Origin of the sequence: Bordetella genomosp. 2, assembly GCF_002261345.1 — a bacterium.
Lineage (GTDB): Bacteria > Pseudomonadota > Gammaproteobacteria > Burkholderiales > Burkholderiaceae_B > Bordetella_A.
Window position 1 is genome coordinate 198,050 of sequence record NZ_NEVT01000007.1, and the last position, 21,900, is coordinate 219,949.

Annotated in this window: 26 protein-coding genes; 12 read left to right on the plus strand and 14 right to left on the minus strand. The window is 69.8% G+C overall.

Annotation, left to right across the window (positions count from 1 at the left end; all coding sequences use genetic code 11):
- Positions 1–5 precede the first annotated feature (5 nt).
- From CAL24_RS17655 to CAL24_RS17670, 4 genes are all read right to left on the minus strand, one after another.
- Positions 6–818 (minus strand): anti-sigma factor family protein, encoded by an 813-nt coding sequence (locus CAL24_RS17655; protein ID WP_028353014.1) that lies wholly within the window; start codon positions 816–818, stop codon positions 6–8.
- Between the two features lies 1 nt (position 819).
- Positions 820–1,332 (minus strand): RNA polymerase sigma factor, encoded by a 513-nt coding sequence (locus CAL24_RS17660; RefSeq protein WP_094807411.1) that lies wholly within the window; start codon positions 1,330–1,332, stop codon positions 820–822.
- 18 nt (positions 1,333–1,350) lie between these two features.
- A complete protein-coding gene (locus tag CAL24_RS17665; RefSeq protein ID WP_028353012.1) occupies positions 1,351–1,731 on the minus strand; it encodes a COG4315 family predicted lipoprotein in 381 nt (126 codons plus the stop codon).
- Positions 1,732–1,803: 72 nt separating this feature from the next.
- Entirely contained in the window at positions 1,804–2,286 is a 483-nt protein-coding gene (locus CAL24_RS17670; protein ID WP_094807574.1) for a YajQ family cyclic di-GMP-binding protein, read from the minus strand.
- A gap of 143 nt (positions 2,287–2,429) precedes the next feature.
- Between CAL24_RS17670 and CAL24_RS17675 the strand changes: the two genes are divergently transcribed.
- A complete protein-coding gene (locus tag CAL24_RS17675; protein ID WP_028353010.1) occupies positions 2,430–2,897 on the plus strand; it encodes a CopD family protein in 468 nt (155 codons plus the stop codon).
- A gap of 222 nt (positions 2,898–3,119) precedes the next feature.
- Here CAL24_RS17675 and CAL24_RS17680 read toward each other — a convergent pair whose 3' ends face one another.
- The 8 genes from CAL24_RS17680 to CAL24_RS17715 all read right to left on the minus strand — a co-directional run bounded on the left by CAL24_RS17680 (position 3,120) and on the right by CAL24_RS17715 (position 9,846).
- Positions 3,120–4,109 (minus strand): Bug family tripartite tricarboxylate transporter substrate binding protein, encoded by a 990-nt coding sequence (locus CAL24_RS17680; protein ID WP_094807412.1) that lies wholly within the window; start codon positions 4,107–4,109, stop codon positions 3,120–3,122.
- A gap of 69 nt (positions 4,110–4,178) precedes the next feature.
- A complete protein-coding gene (locus CAL24_RS17685; protein ID WP_094807413.1) occupies positions 4,179–5,408 on the minus strand; it encodes a pyridoxal phosphate-dependent aminotransferase in 1,230 nt (409 codons plus the stop codon).
- Between the two features lie 43 nt (positions 5,409–5,451).
- Positions 5,452–5,802 carry a RidA family protein gene (locus CAL24_RS17690; RefSeq protein WP_028353007.1) on the minus strand — a complete coding sequence of 117 codons (351 nt, stop codon included), beginning with the start codon at positions 5,800–5,802 and terminating at the stop codon, positions 5,452–5,454.
- Positions 5,799–6,722 carry an NAD(P)-dependent oxidoreductase gene (locus tag CAL24_RS17695; RefSeq protein ID WP_094807414.1) on the minus strand — a complete coding sequence of 308 codons (924 nt, stop codon included), beginning with the start codon at positions 6,720–6,722 and terminating at the stop codon, positions 5,799–5,801. Before CAL24_RS17695 ends, CAL24_RS17690 begins: the two co-directional genes overlap by 4 nt.
- Before the next feature lie 38 nt (positions 6,723–6,760).
- On the minus strand, positions 6,761–7,492 hold the full coding sequence (locus tag CAL24_RS17700) for a GntR family transcriptional regulator (RefSeq protein WP_094807415.1): 732 nt from the start codon (positions 7,490–7,492) through the stop codon (positions 6,761–6,763).
- A gap of 21 nt (positions 7,493–7,513) precedes the next feature.
- Positions 7,514–8,308, minus strand: coding sequence for an amino acid ABC transporter ATP-binding protein (locus CAL24_RS17705; RefSeq protein WP_028353005.1), 795 nt, complete (start codon positions 8,306–8,308; stop codon positions 7,514–7,516).
- On the minus strand, positions 8,305–8,970 hold the full coding sequence (locus CAL24_RS17710) for an amino acid ABC transporter permease (RefSeq protein ID WP_028353004.1): 666 nt from the start codon (positions 8,968–8,970) through the stop codon (positions 8,305–8,307). The genes CAL24_RS17705 and CAL24_RS17710 overlap by 4 nt, the downstream gene beginning before the upstream one ends.
- A 12-nt stretch (positions 8,971–8,982) precedes the next feature.
- The gene (locus CAL24_RS17715; RefSeq protein WP_094807416.1) at positions 8,983–9,846 is read right to left on the minus strand and encodes a transporter substrate-binding domain-containing protein; all 864 of its coding nucleotides are present in this window, start codon (positions 9,844–9,846) and stop codon (positions 8,983–8,985) included.
- Positions 9,847–10,038: 192 nt separating this feature from the next.
- Between CAL24_RS17715 and CAL24_RS17720 the strand changes: the two genes are divergently transcribed.
- The 8 genes from CAL24_RS17720 to CAL24_RS17755 all read left to right on the plus strand — a co-directional run bounded on the left by CAL24_RS17720 (position 10,039) and on the right by CAL24_RS17755 (position 16,539).
- Positions 10,039–11,700, plus strand: coding sequence for a thiamine pyrophosphate-binding protein (locus tag CAL24_RS17720; RefSeq protein ID WP_094807417.1), 1,662 nt, complete (start codon positions 10,039–10,041; stop codon positions 11,698–11,700).
- Positions 11,697–12,965 (plus strand): NAD(P)/FAD-dependent oxidoreductase, encoded by a 1,269-nt coding sequence (locus CAL24_RS17725; protein ID WP_094807418.1) that lies wholly within the window; start codon positions 11,697–11,699, stop codon positions 12,963–12,965. The genes CAL24_RS17720 and CAL24_RS17725 overlap by 4 nt, the downstream gene beginning before the upstream one ends.
- Before the next feature lie 32 nt (positions 12,966–12,997).
- Complete coding sequence (locus CAL24_RS17730) at positions 12,998–13,738, plus strand: aspartate/glutamate racemase family protein (RefSeq protein ID WP_038853008.1); 741 nt, start codon at positions 12,998–13,000, stop codon at positions 13,736–13,738.
- Between the two features lie 85 nt (positions 13,739–13,823).
- Complete coding sequence (locus tag CAL24_RS17735; RefSeq protein WP_028352999.1) at positions 13,824–14,513, plus strand: GntR family transcriptional regulator; 690 nt, start codon at positions 13,824–13,826, stop codon at positions 14,511–14,513.
- A gap of 219 nt (positions 14,514–14,732) precedes the next feature.
- On the plus strand, positions 14,733–15,050 hold the full coding sequence (locus CAL24_RS17740) for a DUF4148 domain-containing protein (protein ID WP_028352998.1): 318 nt from the start codon (positions 14,733–14,735) through the stop codon (positions 15,048–15,050).
- A gap of 79 nt (positions 15,051–15,129) precedes the next feature.
- Entirely contained in the window at positions 15,130–15,444 is a 315-nt protein-coding gene (locus CAL24_RS17745) for a DUF4148 domain-containing protein (protein ID WP_028352997.1), read from the plus strand.
- A 73-nt stretch (positions 15,445–15,517) separates the two neighbouring features.
- Positions 15,518–15,850 (plus strand): DUF4148 domain-containing protein, encoded by a 333-nt coding sequence (locus tag CAL24_RS17750; protein WP_094807419.1) that lies wholly within the window; start codon positions 15,518–15,520, stop codon positions 15,848–15,850.
- A 116-nt stretch (positions 15,851–15,966) separates the two neighbouring features.
- Positions 15,967–16,539 (plus strand): TetR/AcrR family transcriptional regulator, encoded by a 573-nt coding sequence (locus CAL24_RS17755; protein ID WP_028352996.1) that lies wholly within the window; start codon positions 15,967–15,969, stop codon positions 16,537–16,539.
- Here the strand turns inward: CAL24_RS17755 and CAL24_RS17760 are convergent.
- Entirely contained in the window at positions 16,517–17,239 is a 723-nt protein-coding gene (locus CAL24_RS17760; protein ID WP_028352995.1) for a GntR family transcriptional regulator, read from the minus strand. The two genes, CAL24_RS17755 and CAL24_RS17760, sit on opposite strands and share 23 nt — an antisense overlap.
- A gap of 125 nt (positions 17,240–17,364) precedes the next feature.
- Between CAL24_RS17760 and CAL24_RS17765 the strand changes: the two genes are divergently transcribed.
- From CAL24_RS17765 to CAL24_RS17775, 3 genes are read left to right on the plus strand one after another with little or no spacing between them, the layout of a single operon-like run.
- The gene (locus CAL24_RS17765; protein ID WP_028352994.1) at positions 17,365–18,705 is read left to right on the plus strand and encodes a class-II fumarase/aspartase family protein; all 1,341 of its coding nucleotides are present in this window, start codon (positions 17,365–17,367) and stop codon (positions 18,703–18,705) included.
- Between the two features lie 38 nt (positions 18,706–18,743).
- Positions 18,744–19,724, plus strand: a complete 981-nt coding sequence (locus CAL24_RS17770; protein ID WP_094807420.1) for a Bug family tripartite tricarboxylate transporter substrate binding protein — start codon at positions 18,744–18,746, stop codon at positions 19,722–19,724.
- 23 nt (positions 19,725–19,747) lie between these two features.
- Complete coding sequence (locus CAL24_RS17775; RefSeq protein WP_094807421.1) at positions 19,748–21,241, plus strand: fumarate hydratase; 1,494 nt, start codon at positions 19,748–19,750, stop codon at positions 21,239–21,241.
- Here CAL24_RS17775 and CAL24_RS17780 read toward each other — a convergent pair.
- A complete protein-coding gene (locus tag CAL24_RS17780; RefSeq protein WP_028352991.1) occupies positions 21,228–21,800 on the minus strand; it encodes a TetR/AcrR family transcriptional regulator in 573 nt (190 codons plus the stop codon). The genes CAL24_RS17775 and CAL24_RS17780 overlap by 14 nt on opposite strands.
- Between the last annotated feature and the right edge of the window lie 100 nt (positions 21,801–21,900).

The following is a 21,900-nucleotide window of genomic DNA, read 5'->3' on the forward strand; positions in this document are numbered from 1 at the left end:
GCGCCTCAGCCGGCGGGCCGGCCGTCCAGCTGCCGGTAGACCTCGGTGGACACGCGCATCAGTTCGCCGCGATCCACCTCGCCCGACAGGGCATAGCCGAACCGGCCGTCGACCCAGTAGAACACCCGCACCGGGCCATCCTGCGCGAACTGGAAGGCGGCCTGGCCGCCGGCGGCTTCGCGCGTGACATACAAGGTCAGGCGGCGCCCGTCGGCCGAGGCGTACATGAATTGCGCCACCGGCCCCTGCCCGCCGGGCAGCAGGCGGCCGCCCACCAGGTCGTACCCGGCCCGGGCCAGCGCCGGCGCCCGGACCGGGGCGCCCAGCCGCTTGGTCAGCCAGGCGACCAGCGCCTGTTCCTGGTCGGCGCCGATCTCCACCGGACGCCGCGCGTCGGCGGCGTACACGGCGTGGGCCACCGCGGCGCGGTGCGCGAACCCCGCGCCGGCGGCCGCCACGGTCGCCGGCGCGGCCCGGCGGTCGAGTTCGCCGCGCACCAGCCATGCCGCGGCGGCGCTGCATACGGCCAGCGCCACGCCGGCCGCCAGGCCCGGCCAGCGGCGCCGGCGCCGGGGCGGCGCCAGCGGCAGCCGCAGCGGCAAAGGCTCGTCGGCCACCGGGCCGAGCCATTCGCGCAGGCGCCGGTTCTGTTCGCGCCAGGCCTGCACGCGCGCGCGCGCCCCGGCATGCTGCTCCAGCCAGGCGGCCACCTCCGGCACGCGCCCGGGGGGTAGCTGGCCGTCGGCATAGGCGTGCAGGTCGGCCTCGGTAATCGGCGCGCCCGGGCCGGACACGGCGTGCAGCGTTTTGTCGTTCATGTCATTTGACCCGGTGGATGAGCGCGGCCGCCGGGCGTCCGTCCAGCAGCGCGCCCAGCCGCTCGCGCGCCCGCGACAGGCGCGACATGACCGTGCCGATCGGCACGTCGAGGGCCAGCGCCGCCTCGCGATAGCTGAACTCCTCGACGCCCACCAGCAGGATCACGGCGCGCAGGTCGGGCGGCAATAGCTGCAGGCAGCGATCCAGGTCGCGCACCTCCAGGCCATCCGCCTGGGTGGCCCGCACGGGGATCTCGGCCAGCTCGGCGTCGGCCTGCCAGTCGGCCTGGCGGCGCTGCGCGCGCAGGCCGTCGATGAACTGGTTGTGCATGATGCCGAACATCCAGGCCCGCAGCTCGCCGCGCCGCTGCCAGCGCGAGAAGCGGCTCCAGGCGCGTTCGAGCGTGTCCTGCACCAGGTCGTCGGCCCGCTCGCGGTCGCCTGTCAGCCCGCGGGCGTAGCGCCGCAGGCTGGGGATGCAGGCGACGATCAGCGCCTCGTCGTCGGCGCGCATGCGGGCGGCCGGCCGGGCTCAGGGCTTGACGATATGCCAGACGTCCTTGACGTTGTCGCCCTGCTTGTCGCCGGGCTTGGCGTCCTTGACGAACAGGTACAGCGGCTTGCCCCGGTAGGCCCACTGCTTCGAGCCGTCGTCGCGCGTGACGATGCTGTAGTCGCCTTGCGCCTTGGCGTCGGCCGACGCGGCCAGCGGCGGCCAGGCCTTGGCGCACTGGTCGTTGCACACGCTCTTGCCGGCGCTGTCCTTGTCGAAGGTATAGAGGGTCATGCCGGACTGGTCGACCAGCATGCCGTCCTGGGTCTTGACGGGCGCCTGGGCGTGGGCGGCGGCGGCGAACAGGGCGCAGGCCGCCAGGACGGCGGCATGGCGGGCGGTGGCGATACGGATGGTCATGGTGGGCTCCTGAAAAGGGATACGGCACTGCTACAGACGTCCGCCCTGCCCGACTTATTCCATCCGGCCGGCTCAGTCGCGGAAATTCTGGTACTGCAGGGGCAGGTCCACGTCGGTCTTGCGCAGCAGCGCGATGACCTCTTGCAGGTCGTCGCGCTTCTTGCCGCTGACGCGCAGCTTGTCGCCGTTGATCTGGGTTTCCACCTTGAGCTTGGCGGCCTTGACGGCGGCGATCAGCTTCTTGGCCACCGGCTGCTCGATGCCCTGGCGCACGGTGATCTTCTGGCGCGCCCCGCCCAGGTTCTCGAGCGGATCGGCGACTTCCAGGCAGCGCACGTCGATGCCGCGCGCCGACAGGCGGCCGCGCAGGATGTCGAGCATCTGCTTGAGCTGGAAGGCGCTGGGCGCGGTCTGGGTGACCACGAAGCCCTCGAGCTCGAACTTGGCGTCGGTACCCTTGAAATCGAAACGGGTGGCCAGCTCGCGATTGGCCTGGTCGACCGCGTTGCTGAGTTCGTGTTTGTCCACTTCGGAAACCACGTCGAAACTGGGCATGGCCTGCAACCTATGAAAAAAAACAATCAACGGCGGCCCTCCTGCCGCCGGCGCATGCTCCAGTTTATGTCGATTTCGGGGTCGCGGCGATATCATCTGGGCTGGGCGGCGCGCTCCCGGCGCCGCCGCTTCCGGGAATCGCCATGTTCTACAACGTCCTGAAGTTCGCGCACCTGCTGGCCATCATCGTCTGGGTCGGCGGCATGATCTTCGCGTACTGTTTCCTGCGGCCGGCGGCCGCGGCGCTGGAACCGCCGCAGCGGCTGCGCCTGATGCAGGACGTGCTGGGCCGCTTCCTGAACGCCGTCTTGTGGGCGGTGGTGGTGGCCTTGGCCAGCGGGGCCTGGATGGTCGGCCGCTCGGCGCGCCAGGCGGCCGAGTCGGGCGGCAATTTCCACATGCCGCCCTCCTGGATGGCCATGGCGGTGCTGGGCCTGCTCATGACCGCCATCTTCGGCCATGTCCGCTACATCCTGTACCCGCGCCTGGCGCGCGCGGCCCAGGCCGGGCAATGGCCCGCCGCCGGCGCCGCCATGGGCGCCATCAAGACCTGGGTGGGGGTCAACCTGGCGCTGGGCCTGCTCACCGTGGCGGTGGTCCTGCTCGGCTGACCGCCGCAGCCGGCCGCGGGCCTGCAGATCCGCAGGCGTCTCTGCAGGTGTCTGACACCCCATGCGGTACTGTGCGCCAGCATGCGGTCTCGCCAGGGGGTGTCAGACACATTCCCTGCGACACTGCCACAGGTGTCTGACACCCCATCCGGCACTGTGCGCCAGCACGCGATCTCGCCAGGGGGTGTCAGACACCTTCTTAGCCGGCCGCGGCCCCGGCGCTCAGTCCACTCGCGCGCCGGACTGCTTGACCACTTCGGCCCAGCGCTTGATGTCGGCCTTGTGCACGCGCTCGAAGGCCGCGGGGCTGGGGTCGGTCGGCGGGGTGATGCCCTGCGAGTCGATCAGCCAGCGCTGGAATTCGGGCTTGGACATTTCCTTGATGACCGCGTCGCTGAAGCGCTTCTGGATATCGGCCGGCAGCTTGGCGGGACCGAACAGGCCATACCAGGTGCTGCTTTCATACCCCGGCAGGCCGCAGCCCTCGGCCACGGTGGGCACGCCCGGCAAGGCTTCGAGCGGCTTCGAGGTGGTGACGCCCAGGGCGATCACCTGGCCGGATTGCACCGCGGCGATGCTGGGCGCGCTCTGGTTGAAGAAGAAATCGACCTCGCCCGACAGCAGCGCCGTCATGGCCGGGCCCTGGCCGCGATACGGCACGTGCATGATCTGCACCTTGGCCTGATTGGTGAATTGCGCGCCGGCCAGGTGGCCCGAGGTGCCGTTGCCAGTGGACGAGTAATTCATCTTGCCGGGATTCTTGCTCGCCAGCGCGATCAGGTCCTTGCAAGTCTTGATATCCGGATGCTTCTTCGGGTTGACCAGCAGCACGTTCGGCACGTCGCCCAGCAACGCGATATGGCTGAAGTCGTTCCAGACATCGAAGCTCAGGCTCTTGTACAGCGCGGCGTTGATGGCATGCGTGCCGGCGGTGCCGAACAGGAACGTGTAGCCGTCGGGCGCCGCGCGCGACACCACGTCCGACGCCACATTGCCACCCGCCCCGGTGCGGGCTTCGACGACCACGGGCACGCCCAGTGTTTCGGTCAGGCCCTGGCCCAGCTTGCGCGCGTACAGGTCGACCCCGGATCCGTTCGGGAAGCCGCCGACGATCGTGATGGGCCGCGACGGCCATTTGTCCTGCGCGGCGGCCGGCACGGCGGCCGCCAGGCTGGCCGCGGCCAGGGTGGCGATGCTCAGGATACGCAACATGGTTTATTCCCCTTGTGAAGTTGGTGCTGCGATAGGCCGCCCGCCGTGGCGGGCGGCGTTTTGTGAAAATCAGCACAATTGCGCCACCGCCCGGCCGATGCGTTCCAGGGCGGCCTGCAACTGCGCCTGCGAAGTGGCGTAGCTGATGCGGAAATACGGCGCCAGGCCGAATACCGTGCCCGGCACGACGGCGACATCATGCTCGTGCAGCAGATATTGGCAGAAGTCGGCGTCGGTCTCCAGCTTGCGGCCGCCGGGCGTGACGCGGCCCAGCACGCCGGCGCAGCTGGCGTAGGTGTAGAACGCCCCTTCGGGCCGGCGGCAACTGAGGCCGTCGATGGCGTTGAGGCCGTCCACCACCAGGTCGCGCCGCGCCTGGAACGAGCGCCGGCGCTCGGCCAGCACGTCCTGCGGGCCGTCCAGCGCCTCGATGGCGGCGGCCTGGCTGACCGAGCACGGGTTGGAGGTGCTCTGGCTCTGCACGACCGCCATCGCGCCGATCAGCTCTTTCGGGCCGCCGGCGTAGCCGATCCGCCAGCCGGTCATGGCGTAGGCCTTCGACAGGCCGTTGATCGTCAGCGTGCGCGCCTTCAGGCGCGGCTCCACCTGCGCCATGGTGCGGAAGGCGAAGTCGCCGTAGATGAGGTGCTCGTAGATGTCGTCGCAGATCAGCCAGACATGCGGGTGGCGCAGCAGCACATCGGCCAGCGCGCGCAAGTCGGCCTCGCCGTAGGCCGCCCCCGTGGGGTTGGACGGCGAGTTCAGCATGACCCAGCGCGTGCGCGGGGTGATGGCGCGTTCCAGGTCGGCCGGATCCATGCGAAAGCCGTTGTCTTCGCGGCACGCCACTTCCACCGTCTTGCCGCCGGCGATGGCGATCATGTCGGCATAGGACGTCCAGTACGGCACGCCCACCACCACTTCGTCGCCGTCGTCCAGCGTGGCCATCAGGGCGTTGTGGATGACCTGCTTGGCGCCCGCCCCCACGGTGATCTCGTCCAGGCCATACGACAGGCCATTGTCGCGCTCGAACTTGCGGGCGATGGCCGCCTTCAGGGCCAGCGTGCCGTCGAGCAGGGTGTATTTGGTCTCGCCGGCCCGGATGGCGCGGACGGCGGCCTCCTTGACGTTGTCCGGCGTGTCGAAGTCGGGCTCGCCGGCGCCCAGCACGATGACGTCGCGCCCTTCGCGCTTGAGCTGGGCGGCCCGCGCGCCGATGCGCAGGATCTCGGACACCGCGATGCGGGCGATGCGGCCGGCGCGCCGGAACGCGGGCGCCGCGGAATGATCGGTAGACATGCTTGCTGTTGAATCCATGTTCGGTGAAAGAAACCGGCGCCGCCTACAGCGCGGCCGTGACCATGATCTCGACCAGGATGTCGGGCGCGGCCAGCTCGATGGCGCCGCAGCAGCGCGCCGGCGCCTGGCCGGGCACGATCCAGGCATCGTAGACCGAATTCATGGCCTGGAAATCGGCCATGCTCTTGAGCCAGATCGTCACGTTCAGCACCTTCGACTTGTCGGTGCCGGCGGCCGCCAGCATCTCGTCGACCTTGGCCAGCACCTGGCGGGTCTGGCCGGCCGCGTCGGCGCCGCGGTCGTCGGCGGTATGGCCCGCCAGGTACACGGTGCCGTTGTGGATCACCGCGCGCGCGCGGCGGGTATTCTGGTCGAGCCGGGTAATGGCGCTCATTGCTGCACCCCCTGGCCGGAAATGCGGCGGCAGTGGTTCAGCGCCGCCTGGATCAGGTTGTCGCTGGCCTCCGGCGTGCGGAACGCCGAATGCGCCGGCAGCGTCACGTTGTCCAGGCGCGTCAGCGGATGGTCCTTCGGCATGGGCTCGGTGACGTAGACGTCCAGGCCGGCGTGGCCCAGCTTGCCCGATTCCAGCGCCTCGATCATGGCGGCCTCGTCGACCAGCGCGCCGCGCGCGGTATTGACCAGGATGGCGCCGTCGCGCATGCGCGCGATGCGCTCGCGCGAGATGATGCCGCGCGTCTCGTCGGTCAGCAGCAGGTGCAGGGACACCACATGGCTCTGCGCCAGCAGCTCGTCCAGCTCGACGAAGCGCACGCCGGGATGCGTCTTGGGGCTGCGGTTCCAGGCGATCACCTGCATGCCCGCGCCGCCCGCCAGGCGCGCCACCTCCGCGGCGATGCCGCCGAAGCCCACCAGCCCGAGCGTCTTGCCGGTCAGCTGCACGCCGTCCGAGCGCAGCCAGTTGCCGGCGCGCATGCCGCGGTCCATGCGGCCGAATCCCTTGGCCGACGCCCACATCAGCGCGAACGCGCATTCGGCCACGGCGGTGTCGCCGTAGCCCTTGATGATGTGCACCTGGATGCCGATATCGGCCAGTTCCTCTGGGTTCATGTACGAACGCGGGCCGGTGCCGAGGAACACCACGTGCTTCAGGCCGGCGCACTGGCGCGCGATGTCGGTCGGCAGGTGGGTATGGTCGATGATGGCGATTTCGGCGTCGCCCAGCACGCCCGGCAACTGGTCGGACGTGATGTCGGGCTGGCGGTTGATGGTCAGCGGCAGGTCGTCGGCGCGATGCAGGCGCTCGGCCACGGCCGACAAAGTGGGGTTGGCGTCGACAAAGATAGCTTTCATGTGGTGTGGATCCTGGGTGAGGGTTCGGAACAAAAGGGTCAGGAAGCAGCGGGCGCGGCGCCGGCCTCCAGCAAGCGCGACTCCGCGTAGTCCGCCAGCGCGTTGCCCATGTAGATCTCGGCGTAGCCGGCGCGGGTCAGTTCGACCACGTGGTCGAGGTGCTTGTCGATGTGCTGGCTCATCAGCGCCTGCACCGCGGCGACATCGCGCGCCTGCAGGGCGCGCACGATGTCGGGATGGTCGTTGCGGGTCTGGCTGCGGCGCGCCTTCAGGTCGATCCAGCGCGGGAAGCGGATGCGCTCGTTGATGGAGCGCACCGAGCGCACGAACTCGGGGTTGCCGGCCAGCCCGGCCAGGCGCTCATGGAACGCCTCGTCGCGCCACAGCAGGTCGAGCGCCTGGGCGTCGGTGTCGATCTCGTCGCGGCTGCCCGCCACCGACGCGGCCAGGTCGGCCAGGGCCTGGTCCGACGCGCGGGCGCAGACCAGCCGGACCACGCCCAATTCGACAGTGGCGCGATACTCGTACAAGGCCATCAACTGCCGCGCGTCGAGCGGCCGCACCGTGTAGCCGCGGTTGGGCGTGGCCACCAGGAAACCCTCCGCCGCGATGCGGTTCAGCGCCTCGCGCACCGGCGTGCGGCTGACCCCCAGCTGGCGGGCCAGCTCGAGCTCGTTGACGCGCTCGCCGGGCCGCAGCCGGAAGGTCGTGGCCATGGCCTTGATGCGGTCGTACACCGGGACCGGGGAGGTGGACGGGAGGGAAGTCATGGCAAGCATCGGAAGGCGGCCTCAGGCGGGCCCGACGGCATGGACGGCCTGGCCGTGGTGGAACCGCTGCAGGAAGGACTTGAGACGCTCGTTGCGCGGATGACGGAAGATCTCTGCCGGCGTGCCGATCTCGGCCATGACACCGTCCAGCATGAAGCCGACCCGATCCGATACGTCCGCCGCGAATGCCATCTCATGCGTTACCAATACCATGGTCATCCCCTCGGCCGCCAGCTCCTTGATGACGCCCAGCACTTCGGACACCAGTTCGGGGTCGAGCGCCGAGGTGACTTCGTCGAACAGCATGACGGCGGGCCGCATGGCCAGCGCCCGGGCGATGGCGACCCGCTGCTTCTGGCCGCCGGACAGCCGGCTGGGATAGGCGTCCACCTTGTCGGCCAGGCCGACCTTGGCCAGCAGCTCGCGCGCCAGCTCGCCCGCCTCGGCGCGGCTCATGCCCTTGACCTGCATGGGCGCCTCGATGACGTTCTGCAGCACCGTCATGTGCGGGAACAGGTTGAAGTGCTGGAACACCATGCCGATGTCGCGCCGCAGCGCCGCCAGGCTGGCGTCGCCGGGCGGCTTGTGGCCGGCGTCGAAGTCGAAGGCGTGCGCGCCCACCGCCAGACGCCCCGCCTGCGGCATTTCCAGCAGGTTCATGCAGCGCAGGAAGGTCGACTTGCCGGAGCCGCTGGCGCCGATCAGCGTCACGACTTCGCCCTTGGCGACGTCCAGCGACACGCCCTTGAGCACATGGTGGCTGCCGAACGATTTGTGGATCGCGGCCGCCTGCAGGATGGGGGTGTGCGGGTTCATCGATGCGCTCCCATGCGGGCTTCCAGGCGCTGCGCCGCCAGGGTCAGCGGGAACAGCACCACGAAATACACGACCGCCACCACGGTGTAGGTTTCCAGCGGCCGGTAGATGGCGGCGGTGATGACCGAACCCTGGTACAGCAGGTCGCCCACCGCCACGGTGGATACCAGCGAGGTGTTCTTCAGCTGCAACACCGTCTGGTTGATGAAGGACGGGATCATCACCCGCACCGCCTGCGGCAGGATCAGGCGCCGGAAAATGCGGCCGCGCCGCATGCCCAGCGCGCGGCCGGCCTCCCACTGGCCGCGCTCGACCGCCTCGATGCCGCCGCGGAAGATCTCGGCGTAGAAAGCCCCGCCGTACAGCGACAGTGTCAGGAAGCACGCCATGCCGGGCGACATCTCCACCTGGATCAGCACCGGCAGCGCGTAGTACATCCAGACCAGCTGCACCAGCAGCGGGGTGCAGCGGAACACCTCGATGTACGCCACCACCGGCACGTTGACCCAGCGCGGCGCATTGGTGCGCAGCACCCCGGCGACCAGCCCGATGGCCAGCCCGGCCAGCGCCGTGGTGACGGTGAACACGATGGTGATCCACAGTCCCTTCCAGAGCAGGCCGGTATAGGGCGCCAGGGCCTCGAAGCTCCATGCGTACTCCATGGCGCGGCCCGCTCAGAACTGCACTTCGGGCGGGATGTCGTCTTCCTGCACGCCGAGCTCGGCCAGGCTTTGCAGGAACCATTCGCGGGTCTGCGCCATCGAGCGGTTGTAGTCGGCCCATACGCTCAGGAAGTCGCGCCAGCTCGGGTCGGCCTCGCGGCGCACGGCGATGTTGGTGGGCAGCGTCAGGATCGGGCGCGGGATGGCGATCTCGCCCAGCGCCGGGTTCTTCTTCAGCATGGGCAGCGCCAGGATGGCCAGCACCACATTGCAGTCGGCGCGCCCGGTGGACACCGCCAGCACCGCCTCGTCGCGCGTCTTGAACGCCAGGATATTGGCGCGCGGCGCGTAGCGGCGCGCGATCAGCTCGTGCGCCGAGCCCATGTCCACCGAAATGCGCACCTCGGGCTTGTTCAGGTCCTGCCAGGTGGCGGGCTTGGCAAAGCCCTTGCGCGTGACGGCCGTGAACGAATGCACCAGGATGGGCGTGGCGAAATCCACCATCAGCGCCCGCTCGGGCGTGGGGTTGACGGCGAAGGCCAGGTCGATCTTGTTCGATTGCAGGTCGAGGATCTGGTTGCCCCAGGTGGTTTCCACCGTCTCGACCTTGACATTGAGGATGCGGGCGATGTCGGCGGCCATGCTCAGGCAGGCGCCCGACCAGGTGCCGTCGGCCAGGTTCTTGGTGAAGTACGGCGCCTGGCCGACGATCACGCCCATGCGCAGAGCCCCCGCCTTGCGCACCCGCTCCATGGTGGAGCCGGCGGCGGGCGCGACCGGCGCCGCCTGGGCGAAGGCGCGGGCGGGCAGCGCGGCCGTCGCGGCCGTGGCGGCACCCAGCAGGGCGGCATGACTCAACATCTCTCGGCGCTTCATATATAACCCCTTGAATTTTCAGTTGAAATAAACGAATCCCAGCTGCCTTGCCGGCCAGGTGTCCTAGCCAAATTGCACACTCACGTGTAGACATATGATGAATATTGTTCTGTATGCAGTCAAGTGTTATGCTTCGCCGTGTCGGGCGCCATCGTCTGTGCGCCCTCCTTCCCATACGGCGAGAGACCGCACATGACCACCGGCCTTCCCGTCCGCACCGGCGGACAAATCCTGATCGATCAATTGCGCCGCCAGGGCGTCGAGCGGGTCACCTGCGTGCCCGGCGAAAGCTACCTGGCCGCCCTCGACGCGCTGTACGACAGCGGCGTCGATGTGGTCATCTGCCGCAATGAAGGCGGGGCCGCGATGATGGCCGAGGCCTACGGCAAGCTCACCGGGCGGCCCGGCGTGTGCTTCGTCACGCGCGGCCCGGGCGCCACCAACGCCAGCCACGGCGTGCACATCGCCATGCAGGACTCCACCCCCATGCTGCTGTTCATCGGCCAGGTCGACCGCTCCATGCGCGAGCGCGAGGCCTTCCAGGAAGTGGACTACCGCGCCATGTTCGGCGCCATGGCCAAGTGGGTGGTGGAAATCGACCGCGCCGAGCGCATCCCGGAACTGGTGGCGCGCGCCTACCGCGTGGCCATGCAGGGCCGCCCCGGCCCGGTGGTGATCGCGCTGCCCGAAGATATGCTGGTGGACACTTGCGCCGTGGCCGACGCGCCGCGCGTCGAGCCGGCCCAGGCCTGGCCGGCGCCGCACGACCTGCGCGCGCTGGAAGACATGCTGGCGCAGGCCCGCCGCCCCATCGCCGTGCTCGGCGGCTCCGGCTGGGACGAAACCGCCTGCCGCCAGTTCGCCGAATTCGCGCAGCGCGCGGGCTTGCCGGTGGCCACCTCGTTCCGGCGCGCCTCGCTGTTCCCGGCCGACCACCCCTGCTATGCCGGCGACCTGGGCATCGGTCCGGACGCCCGCCTGAAGGCGCGCGTGGCCGAGGCCGACCTGATCCTGCTGGTGGGCGGGCGGCTGTCGGAAATGCCGTCTTCCTCGTACACGCTGCTGGACGTGCCCGTGCCGCGCCAGCAACTGGTGCACGTGCATGCCGGCGCGGAAGAACTGGGCCGCGTCTACCAACCGGCGCTGGCCATCCAGGCCGGGCCGCGCGCCTTCAGCGCCGCGCTGGCGGAACTGGCCGTGCCGGCCGCGCCGGCCTGGCAAGGCAGCGCCGAACAGGCGCATGCCGACTACCTGGACTGGACCGAAACGCCGCGCAACCTGCCGGGCGACTTCCAGTATGGCCAGGCGCTGGCCTGGCTGCGCGAGCGCCTGCCGCGCGACGCCATGGTGTGCAATGGCGCGGGCAACTATGCGGGCTGGCTGCACCGCCATCACCGCTTCCATGCCTTCGGCACCCAGCTGGCGCCCACCAGCGGCTCGATGGGCTACGGCGTGCCGGCCGCGGTGCTGGCCAAGCTGCAATTCCCGCAGCGCACGGTGCTGGCCTTCGCCGGCGACGGCTGCTTCCTGATGAACGGCCAGGAGTTCGCCACCGCCGTGCAGTACGATGCCGCCATCATCGTCATCGTGCTGGACAACAGCCAATACGGCACCATCCGCATGCACCAGGAACGCGACTACCCCGGCCGGGTGGTGGGCACGCAATTGCGCAACCCGGATTTCGCCGCCATGGCGGTGGCCTTCGGCGGACACGGCGAACGGGTCGAGCGCACCGAAGACTTCGCCCCCGCGTTCGAGCGCGCCCTGGCTTCCGGCAAGCCCGCCATCCTGCACTGCATGCTGGACCCGCGCGCCCAGTCGCACGCGCGCGACTTCACCCCGTCCGCCTCATGAGCGCCGCCCCGCACGTCGTCGTGATCGGCGCCGGCGCGGTGGGAGCCGCGACCGCCGTCCAGGCCCGCAACGCCGGGCTGCGCGTCACCCTGGTGGAATCCGGCGAACCGGGCGGGCGCCAGGCGGCCAGCTACGGCAATGCCGGCTGGCTGTCGTCGCACTCCATCCTGCCGCCGGCCGCGCCAGGGGTGTGGAAACAAGTGCCCAAATGGGTGCGCGACCCGCTCGGACCCCTGGCCGTGCGCGCCGGCTACTTGCCGCGCGCCCTGCCCTGGCTGGCGCGCTACCTGGCCTCGGCCTGGACCTGGCCGCGCGTCGAGCGCACCGCCCATGCCCTGCGCACGCTGCTGGCCGACGCGCCGGCGCTGCACCAGGCGCTGGCCGCCCAGGCCGGCGTGCCGCACCTGATCGAACAGCGCGGCCTGCTGCATGCCTATTTGTCCGAACAGCAGTTCCGCGCCGACGCGCGCGCCTGGGAAATCCGCCGCCGCGAAGGCATCCAGTGGCAAGAGCTGGACACCGCGGCGCTGCGCGCGCGCGAACCCGACCTGCATCCGCGCTACACCTTCGGCGTGCTGGTGCCCGAGACGGGCCATTGCCGCGACCCGGGCGCCTACGTGGCGGCGCTGGCGCGCCTGGCGCGCTCGCTGGGCGCCGACCTGCGGCGCACGCGCGCCACCGGCTTCGCCATCGAAAACGGCCGGCTGCGCGCGGTGCGCACCGCCGATGGCGACATCGCCTGCGACAAGGCCGTGATCGCCGCCGGCGGACACTCGCGCGAGCTGGCCCGCCAGGCCGGCGACCGCGTGCCGCTGGGCGCCGAGCGGGGCTACCACGCGGTGGTCCGGCAGCCCGAGGCCGGGCCGCGCACCTCGACGATGTTCGCCGACTGCAAAGTGGTGGTCAACGCGATGGAGCCCGGCCTGCGCGTGGCCGGCCAGGTCGAGATCGCCGACATCGATGCCGCGCCGGACTGGCGCCGCGCGCACATCGTGCGCGACCTGCTGCTGTCGATCTATCCGTCGCTGCCCGACCCGCTGCCCGAAGAGCGGGTCGAATATTGGCAAGGCGCGCGCCCCAGCATGCCCGACGGCCTGCCCTGCATCGGCGCGGCCTCGGCCAGCGCCGACATCGTGCACGCCTACGGACACGGCCATACCGGACTGGTGGGCTCGGCCCGCACGGCCGAGCTGGCCGTGCAGTTGCTGCAGGGCCGCCCGCCCGCCATCGCGCTGGCGCCGTTCGACCCGCGCCGCTTCGCCTGAACCTCAACTCTCATTGCGCAAGGATCCCGTCCATGTCATCCGCTTCCTCTTCCGGCCGCATCGCGCGCGGCGGCAAGTCCCTGTACGGCGCGCCGCTCGGCATTCTCATGCTGGACGCGCGCTTCCCGCGCATTCCCGGCGACATGGGCAACGGCCAGACCTGGCCGTTCCCGGTGCTATACCGCGTGGTGCGCGGCGCCAGCCCGGAAAAAGTGGTGCTGCGGGGCGCAGAGGGCACGCTGGACGCCTTCATCGAGGCCGGCCGCGAACTGGTCGACCTGGGCGCGGAAGCCATCACCACCAACTGCGGCTTCCTGGCGCTGTTCCAGCAGGAGCTGGCGCAGGCGCTGGGCGTGCCGGTGGCCACTTCGTCGCTGATGCAGGTGCCGTGGGTGCAGGCCACGCTGCCGCCCGGCAAGCGCGTCGGCCTGGTCACGGTCAGCGGCTCGACCCTGTCGCCGGCGCACTTGGCGGCGGTCAATGTGCCGGCCGATATCCCGCTGGCCGGCACCGAGAACGGCCGGGAATTCTTCCGCGTGCTCATCAAGGCCGAGAAACACGACATGGACATCGGCCTGGCCGAACAGGACATCCTCGATGCCGGCCGCGACCTGGTGCGGCGCCATCCCGAGGTGGGCGCCATCGTGCTCGAATGTACTAATATGCCACCTTATGCCGCCGCCCTGCAGGCCGCCACCGGGCTCCCCGTCTACGACATCTATTCGATGATCACCTGGTTCCACGCCGGACTGCGGCCGCGGGCATTCGGCTAGGGCCTGCCCTCCGCTACCCCGGAACGGCATCGCCCGGCCGTCCGCCGCCGCATCCGCCGGCGGCCGTCATTTCACCGGAGATCCCGTGAGCACCGTCCCCGACAGTACCGTCGACCGTGTCTACAGCCAGCTTCGATCCATGGCCATCGGCTACGAGTTCAAGCCCGGCGAGAAACTCAATGAAGTGGCGCTGGCCAAGCGGCTGGAAGTCAGCCGCACGCCGCTGCGCGAAGCGCTGAACCGCCTCGGCATCGAAGGCCTGCTGCGCTTCCAGCCCGGCAAGGGCTTCTTCTGCCGCGACCTCGACGTGCACGAGATCTTCCACCTGTACGAACTGCGCAAGGTCGTGGAAGTGGCCGGCGCGCGGCTGTCGATCGAACGTGCGCAAGACGCGGATATCCGCGAGCTGCTGGCCTTCCTGGACGCCACCGGCCCCGAGCCGGGCGACCGCGACGTGGCCGAGCTGGTCGACCTGGACGAGACATTCCACGAGCGCCTGCTGGCCATGTCGGGCAATACCGAGATGCTGCGCGTGCTGCACAACGTTAACGCCCGCATCCGCTTCGTGCGCTGGATCGACATGCGGCGCGGCGACCGCCGCAACTCGCAGCTCGAGCACCGCCAGATCCTCGAAGCGCTGCTGGCGCGCGACGAGGCAAGCTGCGTCGCCCTGCTCGAAAAGCACATCGGCCGCCGGCTCGACCAGATCACCTCGGCGATCCGCGAAGGCTACGCGCAGATCTACATGGGCGCGCAGGCCCAGGCGGCGGCCTGACGGCCGGCCGGGGCGCCCGCGCCACACCCACCTGAAAAAAAATCCAAAAAGCGCTTGACTTATCTATCTACTAGTAGATAACATACGTCTCATGGTTGGAATGCAAGCGGTACCGCCCTCCAGCCAGCGCTTCTGGCGCGTTTTTATTTCCCTGTTTATCTATCTACATATAGGTAAATTTACTAAACCCGCTGCTGACACTCTGGAACTGGAACCATCATGAAAACCCTTGCTTCGATCCTGCTGATCTCCGCCGGCCTGGCCGGCACCACCGCCTATGCCCAGGAACCCTCGGGCGAACTGGACTATCCCCCCGCCGTGGCGCAGACCTCCTCGCTGACCCGCGCCCAGGTCGTGGCCGAACTGCAAGCCGCCCGCGCCGCCGGCCAGGTCACCTTCGGTGAAACCGAACAGGCCGCCACCCCCGTCGCCTCCAGCACGCTGACCCGCGCCCAGGTCCAGGCCGAAGCCGCCGAGGCGCGCGCCCACGGCGCCTACGCGTTCGGCGGCGAAGGCTATCCGAACACCGGCGCCTGAGCCTCTTTTATTTTCCCTGTCCACCTATCTACAAATAGATAGCTTTATTCCGCAAGTCCTACCTTTACGGAGCATCACCATGAAGACCCTTGTTTCCGCCGCGATGATTTCGATGACCATGATGGGCGCCGCCTACGCCGCCGAGCCTTCGGGCGAGCTGGACTATCCGCCCGCCGTCGAGCAGACCTCTGCGCTGACCCGCGCCCAGGTCGTGGCCGAGCTGCAAGCCGCCCGCGCCGCCGGCCAGGTCACTTTCGGTGAAACCGAACAGGCCGCCGCCCCCGTCGCCTCCAGCACGCTGACCCGCGCCCAGGTCCAGGCCGAAGCCGCCGAAGCGCGCGCCCACGGCGCCTACGCGTTCGGCGGCGAAGGCTATCCGGACACCGGCGCCTGAGCCCGTTTTATTTTGGCCATAACCCTACCTGCAAATAGATAGTTCAACGATTGATCCCTTACGGAGAATTGCCATGAAGACCCTCGTTTCCGCCGTGCTGATGTCGATGACCATGATGGGCGCCGCCTACGCCGCCGAACCCTCGGGCGAGCTCGACTATCCGCCCGCGCATGATTCGTACAGCACCGTGACCCGCGCCGAGATCCAGGCCCAGTTGCAAGCCGCCAAGGCGGCCGGCCAGGTCACGTTCGGCGAACAGGAGCAGCCCGCGGCCTACGCCGCCGGCCCCGCGCCCACCCGCGCCGAAGTCCGCGCCGAAGCGCGGGCCGCGCACGCCAACGGCGCCGACGCGTTCGGCGAACTGGACTACCAGGCCAGCTACGACGTGGCCGGCCAACGCGGTTGAGCGCGGCGCATGCGCCGCGCCGCGGCGGCGCCGCCCCTGCTTCGGCACGGCGGCCCGCCCGCGCATTCTTCATCCAACAGGAGCCTGACCGCCCCGCAGCCAGACGGTGACCCACCATGAATACTGAAACCATCCGCACACAGATCATGCAGCACGCCCAGCGCCTGATCCAGGAGCGCGGCTACAACGGCTTCAGCTATCGGGACCTGGCCGCGCTGATCGGCATCAAGACCTCCAGCATTCACTATTACTTCCCGTCCAAAGAAAACCTGCTGCTGGCCGTGGTCCAGGAATACGAGGCGCGCTGGCATGCGGCGATGCGCGACATCGATCCGGCGCTGACCGCCGACGCCAAGCTGCGCGCCTATGTGGACGCGCACCGGCGCGCCTTCTGCGGCACCGAGCGCATCTGCCTGGGCGCCGCGCTGGCCGCCGAAGTGGCCAGCCTGCCGGATTGCGTGCGGCAATCGCTGCAGGACTTTTATCGCGCCAACGAAGACTGGCTGGTCGCGCTGCTGGAACAGGGCGCGCGCGAAGGCAGCCTGCGGGTGCCCGGCGACCCGCGTCCCGCGGCGCGCGCGCTGTATGCCGCCTTGCAGGGCAGCGTGGTGGGCGCCCGGCTGTTCCAGAATGACGACCGGGTGCAGGACCTGCTGCCGGTGGCGCTCAGCGTTCCCGAATCAGCGTGAGCGAGAACTGGTAGCGGCCCGCCGGATGATATGAGGTGGACGCCTCGACCACGTTGCCGGCCTGGTCGCGGTACTGCCGCAATATGAACAGGCCGGCGGAGTCCGGCTCGACATCCAGTTCGCGCGCGATCGCGGCCGGAATGGCGCGCGCCGTGATCATCTGCTCGACCGTCGCGATGCGCCTGCCGTAGTGCGCCTCGATCAGCTCGGAAACCAGCCGGTCGGGATGCTGCTGCGCCAGCTTGCGTATGCCGCGGTAGTGCGCGTCGACGTAGAGGTCGGTCCATACCATGGGAGGCCGGCCCGGCTCGCCGCGCTTGGAACTGATGCGCAGCCAGCGCGTGCCCGCCGCGACGCCGAGCTGGCCGGCGAGCTCGATGTCGGCGACGATTTCCTGCATCTTCTGAATGTCGCGCGGCGTGCGGGCGGCCAGTTGCACCAGGTCTTCCAGCGACGACAAGGACTGGCTGAAGCCGGCCTTCGGGCGCACCGCCTCGACCGTGGTGCCGCTGCCGCGGCGGCGCGCGATCAGCCCCAGGTCCTGCAATTGCCGCAGGGCCGCGCGCACCGTGTGGCGGCTGGCGCCGAACTCCTCGGCCAGCGCATTTTCCGGCGGAATAGCGGTGCCCACGGGATATTCCTGGCTGGCGATGCGGCGCGCGAGCTCTTCAGATATCTGGGTGTATAGCGAAATCGGCATGGGGCGGCGGTCGATGAACGGTACGCCATTCTATCGTCCGCCCGGCCGGCGCCGGCGAGGCCTGTTGACGATCCGGAAAAGCGCCCCTAATATGTACGTACATTTGTTTTAGAGCGTACTTTTAGATGCCTATTTCCGTGCTCGAATCCGCGATTTTCAAGGACATGTTCGGCACCGCCGCGATGCGCGCCGTGTTCGACGACCGCGCCACGGTGGCGCGCTATGTCGAGGTCGAGGTCGCACTGGCGCGGGTGCAGGGGCGCCTGGGCATCATCCCCGCCGACGCCGCCGACCGCATCGCCGAAGCCGGTGTGGCGGCCCAGGTCGACCTCGCCGCGCTCAAGGCCGAGACCGAAATCGTCGGCTATCCGATCCTGCCGCTGGTCCACCAGCTGGCCGCGCTGTGCGGGCCGGCGGGCCAGTACGTGCACTGGGGCGCCACTACCCAGGACATCATGGACACCGCCACGGTGCTGCAGATCCGCGCCGCGCTGGAGCTGATCGACAGCGACCTGGCGCGCCTGGACGCGCTGCTCGATCAACTGGCCGCGCGCTACCGCGACACGCCCATGGCCGGCCGCACCCACCTGCAACATGCGCTGCCGGTCACCTTCGGGTACAAGGCCGCGGTGTGGCTGCTGATGATCCGCCGCCACCGCGAGCGCCTGGCGCAGTTGCGGCCGCGCGTGCTGATCGGCCAGTTCGGCGGCGCGGCCGGCACGCTGGCCTCGCTGGGCGACCGCGGCCTGGAAGTGCAGGCGGCGCTGATGCGGGAGCTCGGCCTGGCGGCGGCGCCCATCACCTGGCACGTGGCGCGCGACGGCCTGGCCGAAACGGTCCAGTTCCTGGCCCTGGTGGCGGGCAGCCTCGGCAAGATCGCGCTCGACATCATGCTGATGATGACCAATGAGCTGGCCGAGGCCTTCGAGCCGTTCGTCAAGGGACGCGGCGCGTCCAGCACCATGCCGCAGAAGCGCAACCCGATCTCGTGCGAGCTGATGTGGAGCGCGTCGCGAACGGTGCGCCAGCATGCCGGCCTGGCGCTCGACGCCATGCTGCACGACTTCGAGCGCGCCACCGGCCCGTGGCACGTGGAATGGAGCGCCATCCCCGAGGCCTTCGTGCTGACGGCCGGATCGCTGCACCAGGCCTGCTTCATGCTCGGCGGCCTGGAAGTCGACACCGCCCGCATGGCCCGCAACCTGGAGCTGACCAACGGCCTGATCGTCGCCGAGGCGGTGATGATGGGGCTGGCCCCGCACATCGGCCGCCAGGTCGCGCACGACGTGGTGTACGAAGCATGCCGCCAGGCGCACGCCCGGCAGCGCCCGCTGGCCGACATCCTGCGCGCCGACCCCCGCGTCGCCGCGCGCCTGGATGGCGCGGCCATCGACCGCCTGTGCGATCCGTCCCGCTACCTGGGGCAGGCCCCCGCCATGGTGGACCGGATGCGCAGCGCCGGCTGAACGCCGGCGGATTTTTCCACAAGAACCAGGAGACAAGCATGAAGAAATGGCTTGCGGCCGTGTCGGCCGCGCTGATCCTCACCCCGCCCGGCGCGGCCATGGCCCGCGACAGCTATCCCGAGCGCGCCATCACGTGGATCGTGCCGTTCGCCGCCGGCGGCCCGACCGACGCCATGGCGCGCAACATCGCCAACGAGGTCTCGAAGCAGCTCGACCAGACCATCCTGATCGAGAACGTGCCGGGCGCGGGCGGCACCATCGGCGCCACCCGCGCCGCGCGCGCCGCGCCGGACGGGTATACCTTCCTGGTCGGCCACATCGGCTACATGGCGGCCGCCCCGACGCTGTATCCGCGCCTGGCCTATGACCCGGTGCGCGATTTCGACGCGGTGTTCCGCTTCCCCGACACGCCGCTGGTGCTGCTGGTCGGCGCGCAATCGCCTTATCGCAGCGTCCAGGACCTGATCGCCTATGGCAAGGCCAACCCGGGCAAGCTCAATTTCAGCAATGCGGGCGTGGGCTCGACTTCGCACCTGGTCGCCTCGCTGTTCACCAGCCAGGCCGGCATCGAGATCACCCCGATCGCGTACAAGGGCGCGGGCCCGGCATTGAACGACCTGATGGGCGGACAAGTGGATGCCATGTTCGACCAGACCAACACGGCCCTGCCGCAGACGCGCGGCGGCAAGGTGCGGGCGCTGGGGCTGACCTCGGCCGCGCCGATGCCGCAGTTCCCCGGCGTGGCGGCCATCGGCGCGCAAGCCATTCCCGGCTTCCAGGTATCGACCTGGTACGGGTTGTACGCCCCCAAGGGCACGCCGGCGGCAGTCATCCAGACGCTGTACTCGGCATACCAGCGGGCCCTGCAGAATACCGGCTTCACGCGCCAAATGAGCGACCAGGGCATCCTGCTGCTGGCGGCCGACGATTATGCGCCGCAAGCCCTGCAACGCCACACCGAGGCCGAGGGCAAGCGCTGGGCGCAAGTCATCGAACAAGCCGGCATCAGCCTGCAATAGGCGGCGCGGCCAGGAGCCCGGACATGCGCACCTATGCGGCAGAACATATCGTCGCCAGCATCGCCGGCGCGCTGCAGTTCGTCAGCCACCACCATCCGCCCGATTTCGTCGCGGCGCTGCAGCGCGCCTATCGCGCCGAAAGCCAGCCGGCGGCGCGCGATGCGCTGCTGCAGTTGCTGGTGAACAGCAAGCTGGCGGCGCGGGCCGCGCGGCCCGTCTGCCAGGACACCGGCGTGGCCCACGTGTACTTCGAGCTGGGCATGGACGCCCGCATCGACGGCGGCGGCGCGACGCCGACCCCGCAGGCGCTGGCCGACCGCGCGGTGGCGCGCGCCTACACCGACCGCGCCAACCCGCTGCGCGCATCGATGGTGCGCGACCCACTGGGCCGGCGCGCCAATACGCGCGACAACACGCCCGCCATCGTGCACAGCGAACTGGTCGAGGGCGACGGGCTGCGCATCACCGTGGTCGCCAAGGGCGGCGGCGGCGACGCCAAGACCCGCTACGCCATGCTCACGCCCAGCGACTCGGTGGCCGACTGGGTGGCGGCGCAGCTGCCCGGCATGGGCGCCGGCTGGTGTCCGCCCGCGGTGCTGGGGGTGGGCGTCGGCGGCACGCCGGAGCAGGCCATGCTGGCCGCCAAGCGCGCCCTGTTCGCGCCGATCGATATCGAGCAGCTGCGCGCGCGCGGCCCGCGCGATGCGCGGGAACGGCTGCGGCTGGAACTGTACGAGCGCATCAATGCGACGGGCATCGGCGCGCAGGGCCTGGGCGGCGACACCACCGTGCTCGATGTCAAGGTGGCGGCCCTGCCCTCGCACGCCGCGCTGCTGCCCGTGGCCATGGTGCCGAACTGCGCGGCCACCCGCTATGTGGCGTTCGAGCAGCCCGAAAACGGACCGGCCGTGTTCACGCCGCCGGACGCCTCGCTGTGGGACGGCGTACCGGACGCCCTGCCCCCGACCGGCACGCCGGTCGACCTGGATACCCTGACGCCGCGCCAGGTGGCGGGCTGGCGCGCCGGCCAGCAGTTGTTGCTGTCGGGGCGGCTGCTGACGGCGCGCGACGCGGCGCACAAGCGCCTGGCCGATCTACTGCGCCAGGGCGCGCCGCTGCCGGTGGACCTGCGCGGCCGCGCCTTGTACTACGTGGGGCCGGTCGACGCGGTGGGCGACGAAGCGGTCGGGCCGGCCGGTCCGACCACCGCCACGCGCATGGACAAGTTCATGCCGGCCCTGCTGGAACGGACCGGGCTGCTGGTGACCATCGGCAAGGCCGAGCGCGGCCCGCAGGCCATCGAGGCGATCCGCCGGGCGGGCGCCGCGTACCTGAGCGCGGTGGGCGGCGCCGCCTACCTGGTGGCGCGCGCGGTGCGGTCGGCCCGCGTGGTGGCATTCGCCGATCTCGGCATGGAGGCGATCTACGAATTCGAGGTGCGCGACATGCCCGTCACGGTGGCGGTGGATGCGCAAGGCGAGTGCGCGCACCGCCGCATCGCCATCAGGCCGGGCTAGGGTCGGGCTCGCGCTGGACGGCGGCCACCACGTCGCGCAGGCGCGCCGGGTCCTGGAACAGGCGCGACCCCATCAGCGCGCCCTGGAAGGTCGCGAACAGCCAGCGGCCGTCGGCCTGGGGGTCGCCCGAGGATCTTAGCGTGCCTTCGCGGGCGCCGTCGGCCATGACCTTGGCCAGCCAGGTTTCGTGCATGCGGAAGAACGCCTGCAGCGACTGGCGCGCGCGCTCGGACAGCGAGGCGAAGTCGGCGGCCAGCATGCCGCACAGGCAGACCCGGTCGCACGGCGTGTCGCGGAACAGCGCCGCATAGCGATCCAGCCGTTCGCGCGCGGGCAGCGCGGCGTCGATGGCCTGGACCTTGGCGGACGCGTGGGCCGCGTAGGCTTCGATGGCCTCGATCAGCAGGTCGTCCTTGCAGGGGAAGTAATAATGGATGCTGGCCGTCTTCACCCCCACGCGCTCGGCCAGATCACGGTAGCTGAAGCCGTTGTAGCCTCGCTGCATGATGAGCGCCTGGGCGTGGTCCAGGAGTTGGTCGCGGGTGGTGGCGGTAGTCATGCCATGATTGTTATCTACTAGTAGATTGGGGTCAAGGAGCGCGGCGGCGTCCCGGGGGCAAGCGTATGCTTGAGGGAAGCGATCCCCTCTGTCATTAATT